Source organism: Nocardia sp. NPDC051911 (assembly GCF_040681035.1).
In the GTDB taxonomy this organism is placed as follows: domain Bacteria; phylum Actinomycetota; class Actinomycetes; order Mycobacteriales; family Mycobacteriaceae; genus Nocardia; species Nocardia sichangensis.
The window spans coordinates 17,392-35,479 of the sequence record NZ_JBFAXY010000044.1 but is presented as its reverse complement, the minus strand read 5'-3'; the positions used below and the strand labels follow the sequence as shown (position 1 = coordinate 35,479).

Genomic DNA, 18,088 nt, shown 5'->3' with positions numbered 1-18,088 from the left:
CCGCGACCGGAGTTTGGCGACGTCTACCCGGCGTTTCCGAGTACTGCCCGGCGAGCGGCTCGTCGCCCCCGCCTGTTGCTGCCGATCGCGATTCGCTCGCCAAGGAGTTGGCTGCACCATGTCGCTAATCGCCCTTCATCGATTCGACAACTGATGGGCCGCCAGATATCGGCTCGCTGATCAGCGGCTCTCGCCCGGCTGGCTCCTCGTGTCGACCGTCGACGGCCACCCCGGGGGCAGTTGCCGTTGGTTTCGCCACGGACAGCGGATCCGCGATGTCCTCCAAGGACTGCCCCTCCGCGTTCACTCCGAAGAACCAGGCGACCAGGCCACCGAAGATCATGAACCCGGCGCCGATGAGGTACCCCACCGTGAGCGGGAACCGGTCGGGGCTCGGGTTGTCCGCGCCGCCGACCAGATGCCCGAAGAGGAACGGCGCGACGACCCCGCCCGCGCCCTGCGCGATGGCGAAGAAGAACGAGATGGCCTGACCACGCAGTTCCAGCGGGAAGATCTCGCTGACCGTGAGATAAGCAGACGACGCCCCCGCCGAGGCGAAGAAGAAGATGACACACCAGAAGATGGTCTGGGTGGTGGCGTTGAGAATGCCCGCATTGAATGCCCACGCGGAAACGAAGAGCAACAAACCGGAGCCCACATAGGTGGCACAGATCATCTTCCGGCGGCCGATACTGTCGAAGAGCGGGCCGAGTACCAGTGGCCCGATCAGATTGCCGACCGCGAACGGGAAGAAATAATAGCCCGTGTGATCGGCCGGCACGTTGTAGAAATTGATCAGCACCAGGCCGACGGTGAAGAAGATCGCATTGTAGAGAAAAGCCTGCGTAGCCATCATCGTGAATCCGAGAAAGGAACGCGATGGATATCGTCCGAAGAAGATCCGGGCCATCTGCAGGTAGGACAGCCGATCCGCGTCCACGATGTCCAAGGCTTTGCTCTCGTCGACCGCGGGGAGCTCGATCCCCCTACTCCGCAACTGCCCTTCGATCTCGTCGACGGTCCGCTCCGCTTCCTCGGCCCGCCCGTGGGTGAGCAGCCAGCGCGGGCTCTCCGGAATGTGCCTGCGCAGGAAGATGATGATGAAGCCGAGGACGGGTCCGATGAAGAATCCGATACGCCATCCCCAGCCGGTCGGGATGAATCGCTCGTTGAACAGGATCAGGCTCGCGGCCGCTCCCAATGCCGCGCCACCCCAGTAGGTGCCGTTGATCGCGATGTCGACCCGGCCCCGATATCTGGACGGCATGATCTCGTCGATCGCCGAATTGATCGCCGTGTATTCGCCACCGATTCCGGTGCCCGCGATGAAGCGGAACAAGTACAGCGACCATGCGTTCCAGGAGAAACCGGCCAACCCACTACCGATCAGATAGATCGCCAGGGTCAGGATGAACAGCTTCTTGCGACCGAGCCGGTCGGTGAGCCTGCCGAACACGAGTGCGCCGACGACCTGACCGGCCAGGTACCACGAGGCCATCGCGCCGACCTGCCCGGAGGTCAGATGCAGCGTTTCGACGTCTTGCAGCGGTCCACCCATGCTGCTGACGATCTGGATCTCGATTCCGTCCAGGACCCAGGAGACCCCGAGCCCGACGACGATGAGCCAGTGGAACTTGGTCCACGGAAGCCGGTCCATCCGAGCGGGAACCAGACTTCGTACGACCTTGGTTTGCGTTTCCAGCACTTGACGGATCACCTCGATTTCAGAAGAAGGCCGGACCGTCGGGGGGCCTGCGCCGAGCCCCCGACCGAGCGCCACACAGGGATCACCTCGCCCCCTCACGAACTCGACCAGTGGGCGGGACCGACGCCCGGAACGCGGAAGCCCCAGCACAGCGCGGTCGTGAGCCGGGATCGCGCCTCGACATCTGCACGGGTGTCGCTCCTCAACGGCCTGAGCGGAACACGGTTACGCCCGATTTACGTAAATATTGGATCGTTGTGAATTGTGCCACTAGTTGGCGGCTCATTAAAGCCCGGCATCCTTCCCGCCCCCGGGCGACACTCGGCGCAGCTTGCCGAGCGGCGGGTCAGGCGGGGATCAATCTTCGGGCAGTGGCGATCAGTCCGCCGAGCGGTGGGATGGTGGCCAGGTGTCGCCCCATTCCGCGTCCCTTGCCTCGCGGTACGACTCGCCCTGTCGCTTCGAGACGAGGGTTTGCCGCACGCCGTCGTCGGCCGTGCAGACTTCCAGCGTGACCAGGCCCTTACGTTTGAGCGGATGTCGCAGGATTCGACCCGCGGCGGGGGCGTGCGCGGTCCGAGAGGCGATCACATAGGAGAACTTCTCGTCTTCATGGCCGAGTTCGCCCCCCTTCAACCGCCGGTGCAGGGACGTCCGGTTGATTCGCGTGCTGAAATGGCACCAGTCCGTCCCCGCGGCGAGCGGGCACATCTGTTGGTGCGGGCAGGGGGCCACGACCGTCAGACCGGCTTCGATCAAGACGTCGCGGGCGGAGAGGATTCTGCGATGGCCGTCCGGAGTTCCCGGCTCGATGACGGCCACCACTTCCGCCCCCTCGGCCGCCCTGGCCACCAGATCGGCTTGGTCTGCCTCGGAGAGTTCGCTCAGCACATAGGAAATCGTGACGAGGTCCGCTCCGCCGAATGCTTCCTGAGCGGCGAACGAGGTCCGCCGCCACACGGCGGAGCGCACCGCCGCGGAGGTGGCGTCGGCCGCGAGCTTGCGCCCTAAAAGCAGTGCTTCGTCCACCTGATCCAGTACGGTCGCCTCGGCCAAGGAAGGGAACAGTTCGCTCGCTGCCCATAGCGCCGCGCCGGTGCCCCCGCCGACGTCGAGCAGTGTCTCCGGCCGAAAGCCGGGCGCCTGCTCGGCGAACCGATCGAGCGCACTGTGCACAGCGGCCCACGTCGCGGGCATGCGATAAGCGGCGTAGGCGGTGACGTCGGCGGTCGAAGCGAGAATCGGCGCCGCCGCCGGGCGCGGGTCCCGGTAGCGCGAGATCAGCCGGTCGACCGAAGTGGCAAGCTGCCGCTGGGGAACGCCCGCGCATGCCCGGTCGAGGGCCTCGACAAGTTCGACGGGCAGTTCCACCCGGGATAACTCCTCTGGTCTGTAATGGCAGGCCCGTCATTCTGTCACTGCGGTGCCGACCCTACTTTCCTGGCGCTGTGCGGCAGCGTTCCAGTGCGTCACGCCTGGGGCGGAGGTAGCGCGTGGACGGCGAGGAGGGCGGTGTCGTCCTCCACCCCTGGTCCGAAGGAGTCGAGCAATTCCCGGATGGCTTCGATACCGCCGGATGCTGTCACGGGCGCCAGCGCGCGAGCGAATTCGAGGAGGGCTCGATCGCCGTAACGACCGCCGTTCTCCGTGACGCGAGCTTCGGTGAGGCCATCCGTATAGAGCAGCAGCGTGTCCCCGGCCTCCAGCCGGAAGCTTCTGGTGACGATCCGGGCGTGCGGGATCGCCCCGATCAGCTGGCCACCCTGGGTGTGCATCTCTTCCACGGCGCCGTCGGAACGCAGGAGCAGCGCCGGCGGGTGCCCGCCGCCTGCCAATGTGATGTCGCAACCGCCGCGATCGGCAGTGGGACGGATGAGCCCGAAGATGATCGTGCAGAACCGGGGCCTGTGACCGTGGTATCGCTCGGTGAGCGTGGTGTTGAGCGTGTCCAGCACTGCGGCTGGGTCGTGGGTGTAGGCGGTGGCCGTGCGCAGTGTGTAACGGGCCAGTGAAGTGAGTGCCGCGGCAGGAGCTCCTTTGCCACAGACGTCGCCCAGGAACATTCCCCAGGTGTCGGCAGTGATGGGGAACAGATCGTAGAAGTCGCCGCCGACCTCGTCGGCAGAGGCGATGTGGTAGTACGCGGCGACTTCGACGCCGGGGACCTGAGGCAGTTCGGGTGGTAGCAGGGTGGTCTGCAAAGTGGCGTTCAGACGCTGGAGGCGTTCGCGCTCCTCCTCGGCTTCGCGCCGTGCCCGCAGCAACTCCGTCTCGTAGGCCCGGCGCTCGCGGGCGTCGAAGACGGTGGTGCGAATCAGTAGCGGTTGCCCCTCCCTGCCGGTTTTGACGTGCGAACTCACCAGGACGGGTAGTCGCCGACCGTCGGCGGTCTTCATTTCCAGGGCAATGCCACGGATGTCGCCCTGCATCCGCAGCAGAGGTGCGAAGTGGGTTTCGTGATAGAGGCGACCGCCCACGGTGAGCAGGTCGGAGAAGTGTTTGCGTCCCACCAGTTCGTCGCGCCGCCAGCCCAGCCAGTCCAGCAGTGTGGCGTTCACTTTGGCGATGCGGCCGTCCAGCGAGGTGGAGAGGTATCCGCAGGGGGCGTTCTCGTACAGGTCCTCGGCGCTGTCCTCCAGTAGCGCGGCGAACACCGCGTCGTCGTCATCCGCCCCCGCTCCGAGAGCGCTGGCGCCGTCTCGGTCGCCCGCCGCGCTCGTCATCCGGTTTCCGCGGCGAAGGCGGCGATGGCGGCGGCGGTCTCGTCGGGAGAACTGAGCTGCGGGCAGTGTCCGGTCGCGGCGAGCGTGACCAGTCGACTGCCCCTGATCCGTTCATGGACGAACGCCCCGACCTCGGGTGGGGCGATGGCGTCGGCCGAGCACTGCAGAATCAGCGTGGGTACACCCACCGCGTCCAGATCGTCCCGGTTGTCGGACAGGAACGTGACGCGTGCGAAGACGCGCGCGATCTCGGGGTCGGTGCGGCAGAAACTATTGGTGAGTTCCTCGGCCAGCTCCGGCCGGTCCGGGTTGCCCATGATGACCGGCGCCATCGCGCCCGACCAGCCCAGATAGTTCGCATCGAGCGCCTCCAGCAGTTCCTCGATGTCGGCGGCGCTGAAACCGCCTCGGTACCCGGTGGCCGGATCATCGATGAAACACGGCGAGGGAGTCACCAGTACCAGTCCGGCGAATGCCGCGGGCTCGCGTGCGGCGGCCAGCACTCCCATCGTCGCACTGACCGAATGTCCTACGAAGACCACCGGCCCCAGTTCCAGCTCGCGAAGTAGCGCCAGCACATCCTCCACGTAGCCGTCCATGCTGGAGTAACGCGACGGGGTCCACGCCGAGAGATCCGAGCGGCCCGCACCCACGTGGTCGAACAGGACGACGGTGAAGTCACGCTCCAGAACCGGTGTGACCAGGCGCCACATGTGCTGGTCACACCCGAATCCGTGGGCGAGCACGACCACCGGTGCGCCGATCTTGCCGCGCACGATCACATGGTTCCTGCTCAACACCGCCACACAGACACCTTCGCAGAAGATCTACGCTGACGCCCACCACCGATATTTTGCCAGGTTGCCCCCTCGGGTGAGGCTCCCGGGCAGCAGCGGAGTGGATGACATCCGGCACGGCGGACCGCCGCCTCGCGCACTGGCGCGATCGGCCGCTTTCTGACTGATCAATCGATGGTCTTGCCAAGTCCTTCAGGGGTGGATAGGACTATCGGCGTGGTTGATCAACAGAACGTAGCCCGCACTGTCATGGCGGTTTCCTCGGCCGTGGTCGCCGTCTGCGCGGTGGCGGTGACGGTGAAGCTGATGGGCGCCGATCTCGACCCGGTCCAACAGCCGCGGGTGTTCGATCAGACTGCGTTGGAGCAGCAGGTGGCGAACAGGCTGCAGGGCGTGGGGGATCAACCTGCCGGTCGAGTGACCTGCCCCGGTTCTGTTGTGGTCCAGGTAGGCAACCAGTTCAAATGTCAGGCCTGGACGTACCTTCACTCGAAGGATGTGCTGGTCGAAGTGATCAGCGACCAGGGCGAGATCTCGGTGACCCGTTCGTAGCACCCGAGGCCCGGCCCGCACCTCCGGTCCGGTGTTCAGCGGCGGAACCTACGTTCCAGAATGCGCTGGGCTTGGTTGCGGTGGACAGCAGACCAGGCTTGGACCCGGATCGCCCACCAGGGGGCGATGTCGCGGGGTTTGGTCGTGACGGCGTGCGAGACGAGGTCGGAGGCTTCGTCGACGGTCAGACCGGGGGTGCGGCTGAAGTCGGTGGGGGCGCTCATCCTGGTGTGGACCAGGGGCATGTAGATCGATGTAGTGGTGACATCGTCGCAGGCGATTTCGGCGGCCACGCTGCGCAGCCAGACGTCGAAGGCCGCTTTCGAGGCGATGTAGGCCGACCAGCGTGGACTCGGCGGCAGGAGCACGCCCCAGGTGGAGATATTCACGATATGCCCCTGCTTGCGTGCACGCATATGGGGCAACAGAGTAAGCAGCAGCCGCACCGGGCCGAGATAGTTGATGTCGATGGTGCGGGTGAAATCGTGGAAGCGATCGTAGGACTCGGCGATGGGCCGCCGAATCGACTTTCCCGCATTGCTGATCACGGCATCTATGTGTCCGTACTCGGCCAGCAGTGTCCGGCCGAGCAGGTCGACGGCATCCAGGTCGGTCAGGTCGGTCGTGTACGCGTGGGCCGTGCCACCGTCGGCCGCGATGTCGGCGGCCAGCTGTTCCAGTTCCGGGCGAGACCGGGCCACCAGCGGCACCACCGCGCCCGCCGCGGCCAGCTTCCGCGCACTGGCCTTGCCGATACCGTGCGAGGCCCCGGTCACCAGCACCACCTTGCCTGCGACAGCCGCTCGTAGCGCTTCCTCGGTGGGCCGGGCTGTCGGATACAGCAACCGGATCGCCAGCCGTTCGGCGAGTGACCGTCCACTGTTCGTGGCCGGAGTCTCGTTCACAGCTCGACTGTATAAGGGCTGATCCGAGAACTCACGTGTCATGGCGAACTGGACCCGAGTCGGCGTCGATAGGCGCGCTCGCCCTTTACCCCCCGGAACGAATGATCTGTTCGATATTGCGCTCAGCCAGCGCGCTGATAGTCAATGAAGGATTCACTGTTCCGGTGCTACCCGGCACAGCTGCTCCGTCCATCACGTACAGGTTCCGATAGCCACGCACCCGGCCGTATCCGTCCGTTGCGCGCCCGATCACCGCTCCGCCCAACGGATGGGAGGTGAACGAGGCGTCCGCGTCGAAGGCGGGTCGAGAGATGGGCTGACAGTTGCAGGCCGCGTTGTTGTTGACTTCCCTCGCTCGCGCGAGATAGCCGGCAGCGCCGTCGGCCGGCCACCGCAGTTCCACGCGCCCGTCGGCCGGGTCGCAGACGAACCGGCCGCGGGTGTCGTCGAGCACGATGCCCAACGATGCGAGAAGGGTGGTGTCGAAGGGCGTCGTGCCGGGGATGTACCAGTTCTCCAGCGACACGGGTGTGCCCGCCTCGTCCAGAATCCGGCTCGCCGACGGTGTGCCCTGCGTGCCCACCTCGAGCGTGCTGAGCGGCCGCGCCAAGGCGACATCGCCGTTGCTGCCCCAGCCTTCCCCGACGTGCTCGTTCAGGTTCGGCAGCGCGCCGGTTTCCCGGGCACGCACCAGCAGTTCGGAGGTGCCGATGGAGCCCGCGGCCAGGAACAGCATGTCGCAGGTCAGCGTCCGGGTGCGGAGCACTTCACCGGTCGGGTCCAGTTTGGTCACGGCGACGCTATAGCGACCCGACGCTCCCGGTTCCTCGGCGATGGCATCCACGCGATGGCCGGGGTAGATCCGGGCACGGCCGGTGCCCTCGGCGTAGCGCAGGTAATTCTGGTTCAGATCGAATTTCGCGCCGTTGGAGTTGCCCAGGTTCGAGCAGCCGACCGTCGCCGACGGCCTCGATCGCCCGGCCAGTTCGGCGCGGATGACATCCCAATTCCAGGTGCCGTCGATGCGTTGCGGCGTATAACCGGCCACGCGGACCTGTTCGTCCCAGGCCCGCGAGTGCACGAACGCGAAAGAGTTGTAGATATCGTCGGGTATCACGCTGGGCCGCAATACTTCTCGGACCTTGGGGTAATAGACGTCGTGCATCTCGCGATAGTCGACCACGCCGCCGAACACATGGTCGAAGAATCGCTGCTCCGGCTCGATCATCACCCCGGTGAACACCACCGAGCCACCGCCCACACACGCACCGCGCCACACGTCGATGCCCGGGTAATTCGTGACATCGAGGACCCCGCCGAACGGATCGATCTGCAGCGGAATCCGGTTCACCCCGGTAAAGGTCGTGCGATGCCAGAAGCCGCGGCCATCGGGAATCGTGTCGGTGGCGAAGATGTCACGCCACGGATCATTCGGCCAGCGCGACCCGCGCTCGAGCACCGCGACCTCGATCCCCGACTGCGCCAGACGCAGCGCGGTGACCGACGCCCCGAACCCCGATCCGATGACGATCGCGGGCACATGGTCGGCGGGATCCGGCAGCGGCGCGAAGATCTCCGGCACCAACATGCGGTACATCGATGTTCTCGGGCTCGGGCTGAAATCGTCCGCCCACGCCGCAGACGCGGCCGTGCTCGCACCGGCGACACCGAGCATCGTCGCGGCCAAGCCGGCACTCTTGACGAAACCACGCCGCTCCATCGTGCCTCTCGTTCGATCCGAACGTCGCTCCACAACACTTCAGCACCCGCATGGACGACCATGCGTAGTACCTTCCTGGCCCAGCTCATCGGCACCGCCTAGTCGGCGACATCCGTTAACGCTAATAGTTCAGCAATGTAATAGCTACTCTTTATCATGAGGAGTGGGTCGGGAGTGAGGAGGCGGCGATGTTGACTCGCGCCTGGATTCGGTGGCTACTCACTCATGGCCTGTTACGGACCTATCTCCGATGGGCGGCACGCCGGGGTGACCCGCTCGGGCAAATCGCTGTCGGCCAGGATCGCTTGCTCGGCTCATCACCATATATCGAGGAGATCCGGCGGCGCGGCCGTATTCCCAGCATGTCGGGCGTACACGTGACGGCAGACTACGAACTGTGCCGACTCATCTTGCGCGATCGACGCTTCGGTGTGGTCACCCCATTCCATCCAGCCCTGCCGAAGCCGATCCGCCGGGCGCTGGACAAAACGGATCTGGGGCTTCCCAACCTCGGGGAGCCGCCTTCGATGCTCGTGACGGATCCGCCGGATCACACCCGGTACCGACGCCTGGTCCGGCACGCATTCGGTCCGAAGGCGATCGCGGCGCTGGAGGGACGAGTCACCGAAGCGACCAACGACTTACTCGATCGCCTGGAATCGAAGCCTCGCCCTGATCTGATCGAGGACTTTTCCGCACAGCTGCCCGTCACGGTCATCGCCGAGATCCTCGGATTGCCCGCCGACATGCATCCGACCCTGCTGAAATGGGGAGACACGGGTGCGCCACTGCTCGAACGTGGCCTGAGCTGGACCACCTACCGCCACGCCATCGAAGACTTGGTCGAGGTCAAACAGTACTTCGACCACTACCTCGACGAACTAGCCGCCGAACCGAACAACGACGTACTCAGCATGCTGGCGACAGACGGCGAAACCACCCGTCGCGAGCAGGTGGCCAACGCGGCCCTGCTGCTGGACGCCGGCTTCTTGACGACAGTGAATATGCTCGGCAACGGAATCGTCCTACTGACAGGCCATCCAGACCAGCTGGAATCGCTCATCGCGCAGCCGGACTTGTGGCCTAACGCAGTCGAGGAAATCCTGCGCTACGACGGTCCCGTGCGGATGACCGGCCGGGTCGCGAACTGCGACGTCGACATCGCCGGTGAGCGCATCGAATCGGGTTCCCTGGTCCTGCTGTCGTTGGCCGGCGCCAACAACGACCCCGCGGTCTTCCCAGATCCCCAGCAATTCGACGTGACCAGGGACAACGCCACGGAACATCTCGCGTTCAGCAGCGGGATACACGGCTGCCTGGGAGCCAGGCTGGCCCGGCTGGAAGGCGCCGTCGCGCTGCGAACCCTTTTCGAGAGGTACCCGAATTTGAGCCTGGACGGTCCGCCGGTCCCCCATCCCTTGCGGAATCTGCACGCCTACCGCTCCATGCCCGCCAAGCTCCTTGCCGACTAGATACCGGGTTGTGCGACGGCGTCGGTCCGGTCCGGCGGGGTCGTCGAAGGAGTGAGGTGCTTCGGCTTCTGGTTGGTGGAATATCGGCGTTGGCCGGTCTGGGGTCAGCCGGCCTGAAGTTTCACCACCGGATCGAGGCCCAGATCGGTGATGTATACATTGCCCGCCGAGTCGACCGCCACGCCCTGGGGATTCTTCAAGCCGGTGAACGGCAGTGGGGTGGGCGTCGACGCGCCGGCCGCCAACCTCACCACCCATTTGTTACCCCAGTCCACGACGTACACATCTCCCGCCGTGTCGACCGCCAAGCCCTGGGGATCTTTGAGCCCGGTGAATGGCAACATGGTCGGCGCCGACGCGCCCGCGGCCAACATCCTCACTTGCTCGGTACCCAATTCGGTGACGTATAGGTTGCCCGCCGCGTCGACCGCCACACCATCGGGACCTTGGAGCCCCGTCAACGGCAGCGTCGTCGGCGCCGCCGCGCCCGCCGCCAATTTCAGCACCCGATCATTCCCCCGGTCGGCGACGTATACGCCGCCAGCATTGTCGACCGCCACACCATGGGGATCCTTCAGCCCGGTGAACGGCAGCGGGGCAGGTGTCGACGCGCCCACCGCCAATTTCAGCACCCGATCGTTACTCGTGTCGCTGACGTATACATTGCCCGCCGGGTCGACCGCCACATCCTGGGGATTCTTCAGGCCGGTGATAGGCAGCGGGGTCGGCGTCGACGCGCCCGCCGCCAATTTCAGCACCCGATCGCTACCCATGTCGGTGACGTATACGTTGCCCGCCGGGTCGACCGCCACACCGGTAGGCAGGCTGACGCCGGTGAACGGCAGCGCAGTCTGTGCTGAATAGCCCGGGGCGATAAGTGTGGGCGAGTTGCCACCGCCGCCTGATCCGCGTTGGACGCCGACGACGACAGCTACGGCGGCCACCACCACCGCGACCGCGACCGCGAGCAGTCCGGCGTTCTGGCGCGAGAACCTGATTCGCCGCCCATGGCGCGTAGCCACGCCCACGGTGGGACTGACGGGCGAATCGCCCAGCGCGGCGCGGGCGGCCGCGGCCAGTTCACGCACAGTCTGGTAACGATCGCGGGGGTTCTTGGCCATCCCCTTCGCGATGACCGCATCGAACGCAGTCGGTACGTCGGGTGTGGTGGCGCTGGGACGCGGCGGCGGGCTGTGCAGGTGATGGGCGATCACACCCTGCATCCCGAATTCGCTCGCGAACGGCGGCCTGCCGGTCAGGCATTCGAACAACACGCACGTCAACGCGTACACGTCCACTCGGGCGTCGGCCTTGACCTCGGCGTCGATCTCCTCCGGCGCCATGTAGGCGAGGGTGCCGATGGTCTCGCCGGTCGCGGTCAGCGTACGGTCATCGGCGGCGTGGGCGATCCCGAAGTCGATCAGGGAGGCGAACTCATCGGTCCCCAGCAGGATATTGGTGGGTTTGACATCACGGTGAACCAGCCCGGCGTCGTGAGCCGCCTGCAGCGCACCGGCCACCTGGACGATGATCGCCACTGCCCGCCGCGGCGACAAGGCACCTTCCCGCGCGATCAACGTGCGCAGGTCGGTGCCCTCGATCAGGCGCATATTCAGATAGAGCCGACCGTCGATATCGCCGAAGTCGTGGATGGGAATCACATGCGGCTCGGTCAACTGCGCCACCGCCCGGCACTCCCGGCGGAACCGCTCGCGCAGCTGCTCGTCATCGGCGAAGCGCTCGGGCAACACCTTCAGCGCCACCACCCGATTGGTCAGCGAATCATGCGCCCGCCACACCTGGCCCATGCCGCCCTGACCCAGCAGCGATAACAGCCGATAGCGCCCGAACGCCTCGGCTGGCCCCGACCCCCGGGCGGTGTCCCCGCCATTCACTGACGTGTCATCCATGATGCCGTCCCGTGACCACTTGTCTGGCTAACGGCGTACTCGCTTGCAGGTGCACCCGCGAGCAGGTAGCTCCACACTAGTCGATTCAGCCAGGACCGAGGCTCGATAGTCAGGCGGTATCGTCGGTGTACCCGAGGTTATTCGGCGGCCGCTCGGTACCGCAGCAGGTGGCTGCTTCCTCACCCCGCACTGCGCAGAAGCTCGACGTACGGCGACGACCGAACCAGGACCACAACGGTTCTCGGGCAACGAGGCCGTGTTGGCTGCGGCACTGCCACGGGTCGAGGCAGTCAGGGTTGATCCCGCAAGCGAAGAAACGTCTTGTACCAGGAATGATGGAGCCGCCTGGGGGAATCGAACCCCCGACCTTTTCATTACGAGTGAAGCGCTCTACCGACTGAGCTAAGGCGGCGTGCCTTTCGGCCAGGGAAGTCTATCGTCTCGCAGGCCCGATCGCGAAAACGGGTGGTCACGGTCACTGGGCGCGGGCCGCGATGAGGGCGGCGGCCATGGCCGCGAGAGCAAAACGGGGTTTGACGTTCTGGTCGAGCGCGGTGCGGCAGGCCAGAACGGCCTCGATGGACTTCAGCAGACCCTCCGGGCGCACGCGGTCGGCCAGATCGTGAATCTCGTCGGACAGGTCGGGGTGGGTGAGCGCGACGCCGGAGCCGAGCCGGGTGGCCCCGAACCGCACGGCCAGTGCGTCCCGATAGACGCCCGCGACATCGATCAGGGCGCGATCGAGGGCGTCGCGGCCGGTGCGGGTCGCGCGGGACTTCTGCCGCCGCTCGAGGTCCTTGAGCACGCCCGCGGAACCGCGGGTGGCGCTCGCCGCGCCCTTGCCGGTACCGCCCGCGCCCAGCGCGGTCGCGAGTTCCTCGCGCTCGCGTTCGTCGCGGGCCGCGCTCATCTGCTTGGCCTCGTCGTCGGCCGCGCGCACCAGTTCGTCGGCGGCGGCATAGGCCGCACCGGGCTTCCCGGCCGCGGTGACCAAGGCCAGGGCACGCTGACGGCGGGCGCGTGCCTCCTCGTCGGTGGCGAGCCTGCGGGCACGGCCGACATGTCCGCCGCTGATGGACGCGGCCCAGGTAGCGGTCTTCTCGTCGAGGTTGTCGCGCTCGCGGAGCACTCGCGCGATGGCGGGCACCGATGGCGTCACCAGATGCACGTGGCGGCAGCGGGAACGCAACGTGATCGAGATGTCCTCCGGGTCCACCGAGGGTGCACAGAGCAGGAACACCGTCCGGTCCGGCGGCTCCTCGACGACCTTGAGCAGCACGTTGCCCGCCGCCTCGGTCAAGCGGTCGGCATCCTCGATGACCACCACCTGCCAGCGCCCCGTGCTGGGCCTGCGCGAGGCCACCTGCACGATCTCGCGCATCTCCTTGGTGCTGATGCTCAGCCCCTCCGGCACCACCCGGCGAACGTCGCCGTGCGTGCCCGCCATGGTCGTGGTGCAGGCATGACACCTACCGCACCCGGGCGTCGCCGGATCCGTGCACTGCAGCGCCGCCGCGAAACACAGCGCGGCAACGGATCTGCCCGATCCGGGCGGGCCGGTGAACAACCAGGAGTGCGTCATCGCGCCCTCGACCACGCCCCCGCGCGCAGCGACCGCGGCAGCCGTCAACTCGGACTCGACCGCCTCCTGGCCGACCAACCGATCGAAGACTCCCGCCACGTCGTACACCCTAGCCGCCCCTCCCGACAGATCCCGGACGGTCTCGGACACCACGCTCGCCACCGTCGACGGCCCACATACACCAGGCCCGGACGCACCGTCCGGCTCGCCCGCGCATGGCCCGGCCAGCCCACACCACCCGACTCCGCCACGCACCGCTCGGCCGGTCACACGCTGTCCGACTGAGCCGTGCACACGCAGCTCGGCGGGAGCGGCTGAGTCGGACCGCTATGGATCTTGTCAGCCCATGCGGCCGCAAGCCCTGTTCCGGAACTAGGAGACGCGCTGCTGCGTGCTGTTCGCCCCGTCCAGCTCCTCACGGATGATGTCGGCGTGCCCGGAGTGATGCGCGATCTCCCGCAAGATGTGCAGCACCGTGTAACGCACCGACTGCCAGATCCGCTCCGGAGTCCACGGCGTCGTGGGAGTGGGGATCGAGGTGTCGAGACTGTCCACCGAACGGATCAGCTCGGCCGTCTCCGCCGCCACCTCGTCCCAGTCGGCCAGCAGGCCGGTCAGGGTCTCCTGCTCCGCCATGACGTACTCGCCGCCGAACTTCGAGACATCCAGCTCCGCGTTCTCGTCCCGTCGCACGATCACAGAGGTCCAGTGCCGTTCGCAGCTGACCAAGTGGTGCAGCAGCCCGCCGAGGGTCAGCTCGCTGACCGTGGTCCGCCGCCGCGCCTGCTCGTCATCGACGCCGCGCAGCGTGATCCGGAAAAGCTCGCGCTGGTCGGCGAGCATCGCGATCAGATCCTCGCGCTCCTGTTCGGTACTCATGGCGCTCAGGCTACGGCTGTGGCCACGAGCCGGGAACTCACGACTTCCCGACGCCGGTCTTCTTCGCCGCCGCCTTCTGCGCCGTGGTCTTCTTGGCCACCGTCTTGGTGGTGGTCGCCTTCTTGGCGGCGGTCTTCTTCGCCGCGGTCTTCTTGGCGGGCGCCTTCTTCGCCGCGGCCTTCTTGACGGTCTTCTTCACCGGTCCGCGCGCACGCCGGTCGGCGAGCAGTTCCATCGCCCGCTCCGGGGTGATCGATTCGATCTCGTCACCCTTGCGCAGTGTCGCGTTGGTCTCGCCGTCGGTGACGTACGGGCCGAAGCGGCCGTCCTTGATCACCATCGGCTTGCCGGTGGCGGAGTCGTTTCCGAGTTCCCGCAGCGGAGCGGCGCTCGATGCCTGCCGTCCACGGCGCTTCGGCTCGGCGTAGATCTTCAGCGCCTCGTCCAGCGTGACGGTGAAGATCTGATCCTCGGTGTTCAGCGAACGCGAGTCGGTGCCCTTCTTCAGGTACGGCCCGTAACGTCCGTTCTGCGCGGTGATTTCCTCGCCGCTGGCTGGGTCGGTGCCGACCACACGCGGCAACGACAGCAACTTCAGCGCGTCGTCGAGTGTGATGGTGGCCAGATCCATGGACTTGAACAGCGAACCGGTGCGCGGCTTGGGCGCCGCGGCCTTCTTCGCGGTCTTCTTGGCGGGCTCTTGTCCCTCCTCGGCCTGCGGTTCGGGCAGGACCTCGGTGACGTACGGACCGAAACGTCCTTCCTTGGCGACGATTTCGTGCCCCGACTCGGGATCGACGCCGAGCGAACGGCCCTCCTGCGGAGTGGCGAACAGCTTCTCGGCGACCTCAGGGGTCAGCTCGTCCGGCGGGAGATCGTCGGGGAGATTGGCCCGCTGAGACACCGCATTGCCTTCGGGGTCATCGGGATCGGTGACCATCCGCTCCAAATAGGGACCGTACTTGCCGACCCGGACGACGACGTCTCGATCGGCGGCATCGCTGAACAGCTTGATGGAGTTGATCTCGCGGGCGTCGATGTCATCGAGCCGCTCCCCCACCATCTTCTTCAGACCGCCGGACCGCGCGACCGAGCCCTCCACGCCGTGATCGCCGCCGAAGTAGAAGCTGGACAACCAGTTTCCGCGCTGCTCGCGGCCACCGGCGATGGCGTCGAGGTCGTCCTCCATGGCGGCGGTGAAGTCGAAATCGACCAGTCGGCCGAAATGCTCTTCGAGCAGGCCGATCACCGCGAACGCCACCCACGACGGCACCAGTGCGCTGCCGCGTTTGTAGACGTAGCCGCGGTCGAGGATCGTCTTGATGATCGACGAATACGTCGACGGGCGGCCGATGCCGAGCTCTTCGAGCGTCTTGATCAGCGACGCCTCGGTGTAGCGCGCGGGCGGATTCGTGCTGTGCCCATCGGGATTCAGCTCGACCGCGGTGACCGCCTGGCCTTCCTCGAGTGCGGGCAGCCTGGACTCGGCGTCGTCGGACTGGCCGCCCGCCTCCTCGTCGACGCTCTCCACATAGGCCTTCAGGAAGCCGGGGAACGTGATGGTGCGGCCGGAAGCAGAGAAAACGCACTCTTCGCCGGTGCCAGCGACGCCGGTTATGCGCAACGTCAGCGTGGTGCCCCTGGCGTCGGCCATCTGGGAGGCGACCGTGCGCTGCCAGATGAGTTCGTAGAGGCGGAACTCGTCGTTGTCCAACCGCGCGTGCAGTTGGCCGGGCGTGGCGAAGGTGTCGCCCGCTGGACGGATGGCCTCGTGCGCCTCCTGCGCGTTCTTCACCTTGCGGTTGTATTGCCGCGCGGTCGGGTGCACGTACTCCGAGCCGTAGAGCTGGGTCGCCTGCGCGCGCGCCGCCGCGATGGCCGACTCCGACAGCGTCGTCGAGTCGGTGCGCATATAAGTGATATAGCCGTTCTCGTACAGTCGCTGCGCCACCCGCATGGTCCGCTCGGAGGTGAAACGGAGTTTGCGCCCCGCCTCCTGCTGCAACGTCGAGGTCATGAACGGCGGATAGGGCTTGCGGGTGTACGGCTTGGCCTCCGCCGAGGAGACCACCAGGTCGGCGCCGTCCAGCGCCTCGGCCAGCCGCCGCGCGTAGCCCTCGTCCAGCACGACGACGCCGTTGGTGGACTTGAGCCGTCCGTCCGATCCGAAATCGCGTCCGGTGGCGACCCGTGCGCCGTCGACGGTGACCAGTCGCGCGCCGAAGGTTCTCGGGTTGGTGGCGTCGCTCGCCTGGCCGTTGCCCGCGTCGAGCTTGGCGGCGATGTCCCAGTACTCGGCCGAACGGAACGACATCCGCTCGCGTTCACGCTGCACGATCACCCGGGTGGCCACCGACTGCACGCGACCGGCCGACAGCCGCGGCATGACCTTCTTCCACAGCACGGGACTGACCTCGTAGCCGTAGAGCCGGTCCAGGATGCGGCGGGTCTCCTGGGCGTCGACCAGATCGTTGTCGAGGTCACGGGTGTCCGCGGCGGCGGCCTGGATGGCCGGCTCGGTGATCTCGTGGAACACCATCCGCCGGACCGGCACCTTGGGTTTGAGCGTCTCCAGCAGGTGCCAGGCGATCGCCTCGCCCTCGCGGTCGGGGTCGGTGGCCAGGTAGAGCTCGTCGGCGTCCTTCAGCAGACTCTTGAGCTCGGTGACCTTGGCCTTCTTGTCCGGGCTCACGACGTAGATGGGTTCGAAGTCGTTGTCGACGTCCACGCCGAGACGCGCCCAGGACTGGCCCTTGTACTTGGCCGGGACATCGGCCGCACCACGCGGCAGATCCCGGATATGGCCGACCGACGCCTCGACCGTGTAGTTACGACCGAGGTACGGCGCGATCTTGCGGGCCTTGGTCGGGGACTCGACGATCACGAGACGACGCAGGGGACGGCCCTGGTCGGCTGCACCGAGGTCTCGTGTTGCCACCGGCGAATACACCTTTCCTGATCGACCCGCGCTGCGTCTTTTCCCGCTGCGCGCGGCTGGGGTGAGCGGCTGCGACGGCTGAACATCGCACCAGACACGTTTATACCGTGACGCCGCGTGTGGTCGAGTGCTTGCGACTCGAACCACCGAGCGTACGCCCGTGAGTTCGAATCAGTATGCCTTGCCGTTTCGCCACACCTGCGCCGCGGCATGCTCGGCGGACCGTTCCGCCGGCGCACGCGGGCCGTGACTACCCCAGATATAGCTCGTCCCTCACCCCGTTGCCGGTGGTGAGGGACGAGCTGTGGATCCTTGCGCCGCTCAGCTGAGCGCACGCACTCCGGTGGCCTGCGGGCCCTTGGTGCCCTGGCCGACCTCGAACTCGACCTTCTGGTTCTCCTCGAGGGTGCGGAAACCCGAACCCTGGATCTCGGAGTAGTGGACGAAGACGTCAGCGGAGCCGTCCTCCGGCGCGATGAAGCCGAACCCCTTCTCCGCGTTGAACCACTTCACAGTTCCCTGTGCCATTCTGTTCCTTCTCTTTTCTTACCGGAACGGCGGACAACTGGGTTCGTCCACCGGGTCCGTTGTGACCGCTGTACTGTTGGTTCCCCCTGCAGGAAAGCACCAAGCACACCGTTCGCAACATCGATCCTGCTGACGGTTTGGACTTTGGATCCGTCCCTCGAACACAGAAGCTTGCGACCAGGAACCAGTGAACCATGTCTTCGGGCAATTCAACAGTCGAGTTACCGACAATTTGCAAAAAAGTTGATCTTGCGAATGCGCAGGTGAGGGACACAATGGCGGAATCCAGACTTGGGGTTCGTTTGCCTGGTGATAACCGAGTCGACGTTCAGCAAAGAAGCTGTGACCCAGGTCGCTATTTGGTATCGAAAAGGCAG

The 18,088-nt window shown here is 66.2% G+C and carries 13 protein-coding genes and 1 tRNA gene; 2 read left to right on the top strand and 12 right to left on the bottom strand.

What is annotated here, in order from left to right; translation table 11 throughout:
- Nucleotides 1-124 precede the first annotated feature (124 nt).
- From AB0L97_RS35040 to AB0L97_RS35025, 4 genes are all read right to left on the bottom strand, one after another.
- Nucleotides 125-1,705 (bottom strand): MFS transporter, encoded by a 1,581-nt coding sequence (locus tag AB0L97_RS35040; protein ID WP_355079215.1) that lies wholly within the window; start codon nt 1,703-1,705, stop codon nt 125-127.
- Between the two features lie 378 nt (nt 1,706-2,083).
- Complete coding sequence (locus tag AB0L97_RS35035) at nt 2,084-3,076, bottom strand: small ribosomal subunit Rsm22 family protein (protein ID WP_364438339.1); 993 nt, start codon at nt 3,074-3,076, stop codon at nt 2,084-2,086.
- 98 nt (nt 3,077-3,174) lie between these two features.
- Nucleotides 3,175-4,428, bottom strand: a complete 1,254-nt coding sequence (locus AB0L97_RS35030) for a SpoIIE family protein phosphatase (RefSeq protein ID WP_364438336.1) — start codon at nt 4,426-4,428, stop codon at nt 3,175-3,177.
- Nucleotides 4,425-5,234, bottom strand: a complete 810-nt coding sequence (locus AB0L97_RS35025; protein WP_355079221.1) for an alpha/beta hydrolase — start codon at nt 5,232-5,234, stop codon at nt 4,425-4,427. Before AB0L97_RS35025 ends, AB0L97_RS35030 begins: the two co-directional genes overlap by 4 nt.
- Nucleotides 5,235-5,441: 207 nt before the next feature.
- Between AB0L97_RS35025 and AB0L97_RS35020 the strand changes: the two genes are divergently transcribed.
- A complete protein-coding gene (locus AB0L97_RS35020) occupies nt 5,442-5,777 on the top strand; it encodes a DUF4333 domain-containing protein (protein ID WP_355079223.1) in 336 nt (111 codons plus the stop codon).
- 35 nt (nt 5,778-5,812) lie between these two features.
- Here the strand turns inward: AB0L97_RS35020 and AB0L97_RS35015 are convergent, their stop codons facing one another.
- The gene (locus tag AB0L97_RS35015) at nt 5,813-6,682 is read right to left on the bottom strand and encodes an SDR family NAD(P)-dependent oxidoreductase (protein WP_355079225.1); all 870 of its coding nucleotides are present in this window, start codon (nt 6,680-6,682) and stop codon (nt 5,813-5,815) included.
- An 85-nt stretch (nt 6,683-6,767) separates the two neighbouring features.
- Nucleotides 6,768-8,402 (bottom strand): GMC oxidoreductase, encoded by a 1,635-nt coding sequence (locus tag AB0L97_RS35010; RefSeq protein WP_364438331.1) that lies wholly within the window; start codon nt 8,400-8,402, stop codon nt 6,768-6,770.
- 377 nt (nt 8,403-8,779) lie between these two features.
- Here AB0L97_RS35010 and AB0L97_RS35005 point away from each other — a divergent pair, with 377 nt between their 5' ends.
- Entirely contained in the window at nt 8,780-9,874 is a 1,095-nt protein-coding gene (locus AB0L97_RS35005; RefSeq protein WP_364438328.1) for a cytochrome P450, read from the top strand.
- A gap of 104 nt (nt 9,875-9,978) precedes the next feature.
- Here the strand turns inward: AB0L97_RS35005 and AB0L97_RS35000 are convergent, their stop codons facing one another.
- The 6 genes from AB0L97_RS35000 to AB0L97_RS34975 form a co-directional block, all read right to left on the bottom strand.
- Nucleotides 9,979-11,784 (bottom strand): serine/threonine-protein kinase PknD, encoded by a 1,806-nt coding sequence (locus AB0L97_RS35000; protein WP_364438325.1) that lies wholly within the window; start codon nt 11,782-11,784, stop codon nt 9,979-9,981.
- Between the two features lie 336 nt (nt 11,785-12,120).
- Nucleotides 12,121-12,196, bottom strand: a tRNA-Thr gene (locus AB0L97_RS34995).
- 63 nt (nt 12,197-12,259) lie between these two features.
- On the bottom strand, nt 12,260-13,465 hold the full coding sequence (locus AB0L97_RS34990; protein WP_364438381.1) for a DNA polymerase III subunit delta': 1,206 nt from the start codon (nt 13,463-13,465) through the stop codon (nt 12,260-12,262).
- A 273-nt stretch (nt 13,466-13,738) separates the two neighbouring features.
- Complete coding sequence (locus AB0L97_RS34985; RefSeq protein ID WP_355079233.1) at nt 13,739-14,245, bottom strand: DUF664 domain-containing protein; 507 nt, start codon at nt 14,243-14,245, stop codon at nt 13,739-13,741.
- Nucleotides 14,246-14,282: 37 nt separating this feature from the next.
- On the bottom strand, nt 14,283-17,129 hold the full coding sequence (gene topA, locus AB0L97_RS34980; RefSeq protein ID WP_364438378.1) for a type I DNA topoisomerase: 2,847 nt from the start codon (nt 17,127-17,129) through the stop codon (nt 14,283-14,285).
- Between the two features lie 375 nt (nt 17,130-17,504).
- Nucleotides 17,505-17,711 (bottom strand): cold-shock protein, encoded by a 207-nt coding sequence (locus tag AB0L97_RS34975; RefSeq protein WP_011206895.1) that lies wholly within the window; start codon nt 17,709-17,711, stop codon nt 17,505-17,507.
- Nucleotides 17,712-18,088 lie beyond the last annotated feature (377 nt).